At 60.2% G+C, this 1,562-nt stretch carries 2 protein-coding genes; one reads left to right on the top strand and one right to left on the bottom strand.

Annotated elements, in window-relative coordinates; all coding sequences use genetic code 11:
* The first annotated feature begins 203 nt into the window (after positions 1 to 203).
* A complete protein-coding gene (locus KG698_RS15205; RefSeq protein ID WP_213686387.1) occupies positions 204 to 1,382 on the top strand; it encodes an AI-2E family transporter in 1,179 nt (392 codons plus the stop codon).
* On the opposite strand, the gene KG698_RS15200 is transcribed toward KG698_RS15205, so the two are convergent.
* A partial coding sequence (locus KG698_RS15200; RefSeq protein WP_213686386.1) for an HRDC domain-containing protein occupies positions 1,379 to 1,562 on the bottom strand: 184 nt, incomplete at its 5' end. The two genes, KG698_RS15205 and KG698_RS15200, sit on opposite strands and share 4 nt — an antisense overlap.

Genomic DNA, 1,562 nt, shown 5'->3' with positions numbered 1-1,562 from the left:
TGTCATCGCGACCGCGCGGGCGGCCCAGTCGAGGCGTTTGGCCGGGGAAATCACGATGAGCATAGGCAATCCTTTAGAGAGTGGCGCGTAGTTCGGACCTAGCGCCATGGGCGTCAACGGGCAAGGCACAGCGGGGCGATAACATCGCTTGAGATTGTGCGCTTGCCGTTCCACTATCGTTTCAGGGAGCCGATGATACAGCCGTGAGCCACACACCTACACCAGAGAAAGCACCAACGCGGACCCAAAGCCGCAATCGGGTGCAAACCGCCGCGCTGGTCATCCTTGCCAGTGGGATCATTCTTTTTTTGCTGGTCGAAGCGCGGTTCCTTCTGACCTCGCTTGCGGTGGCGATCATCGTTTTCAGCCTCACCAGCGACGCCATCGGCTATATCGCACGACTGAAGGTAGGGCCGCTCGGCGTTCCGAACTGGCTGGCAAGCCTCGTGGCGGTTTTGCTGATCTCGACCGGGCTGTTCATGCTGAGTTCGCTGATCCTGTCGCAGATCAACACGGTTCTGGCGACGACGTTGACCTATACCGAACGGGCACCCGCGGCGGTTGCCGACCTTTTCGCGTGGATGGGCCCCGAGGTTGAGACCGCAATCGCCAATGCCATCCGCAGCGTCGATGTGTCGGGCTATATGCGCGCGATGGCGGGGCAAGCCGGCGGACTGATGCAGGGTACGGTGCTGGTCATCTTGTTCGTGAGTTTCTTATTCGCTGAAAGGATATGGTTCGACGTCAAGCTGACGAGCCTTCTTGGCGGCAATGCCAAGCGCGCCGCACAAGCCCAGCGCATCATCGGCACGATCATGCATCGGGTGAACTACTATTTGTTGGTGAAAACTTTAGTCAGCGCCGTGACCGGGCTCATGGTCTATGGTGTGGCGCTGGTCTTCGGGCTTGAGTTGGCGGTGGCGATCGGCATTTTGACCTTTGTGCTGAATTACATCCCCAATGTCGGCTCGATCGTCGCCACGGTTCTGGCCACACTTGTGACCTATGTGCAGTTAGGTGAACCTGGCCCGACACTGGCTTTTTTTCTGGCGGTGGGGGCGATCCAGTTTCTCAACGGCAACATCATCGACCCTTGGCTGATGGGCCGCGCGTTGCGGCTATCGACCTTTGGCATCATCGTGGCGCTGGCCTTTTGGGGGTCAGTCTGGGGCATCGCGGGGATGTTTTTATCCGTGCCGATCATGGTCGCCGCGATGATCGTGTGCAGCCATGTCGCGGAATTGCGCCCCATCGCCGTTCTATTGTCGCGCGAAGGCCTGCCCGATCTTGAAACGGATCTGCCCAAACGGTCTTTACGCCAAACACTTGCCGCGGCAGTCAAGCCCGATCCCGTCGCCAAGGGGCGGAGTGTCAACCGCTAGCCCGCGTCGCGCAGCACTTCGAGAAAAGCATCGCCAAAGCGCTCTGCACGACGTTCGCCCAGCACCCGCGTCACGGCACCCAGATCGGCAGGCCGCATTTCCGCCAGCTTGGCCAGTTGCGCCGAAGAACAGGTCACAGGCTTGTCGAGCCCCGTTTGTCCACGCGCCAGATCGGCCTGC

Source organism: Roseicyclus sp. (assembly GCF_018402035.1).
In the GTDB taxonomy this organism is placed as follows: Bacteria; Pseudomonadota; Alphaproteobacteria; order Rhodobacterales; family Rhodobacteraceae; genus Roseicyclus.
This window is presented reverse-complemented; position numbering and strand designations above follow the sequence as displayed.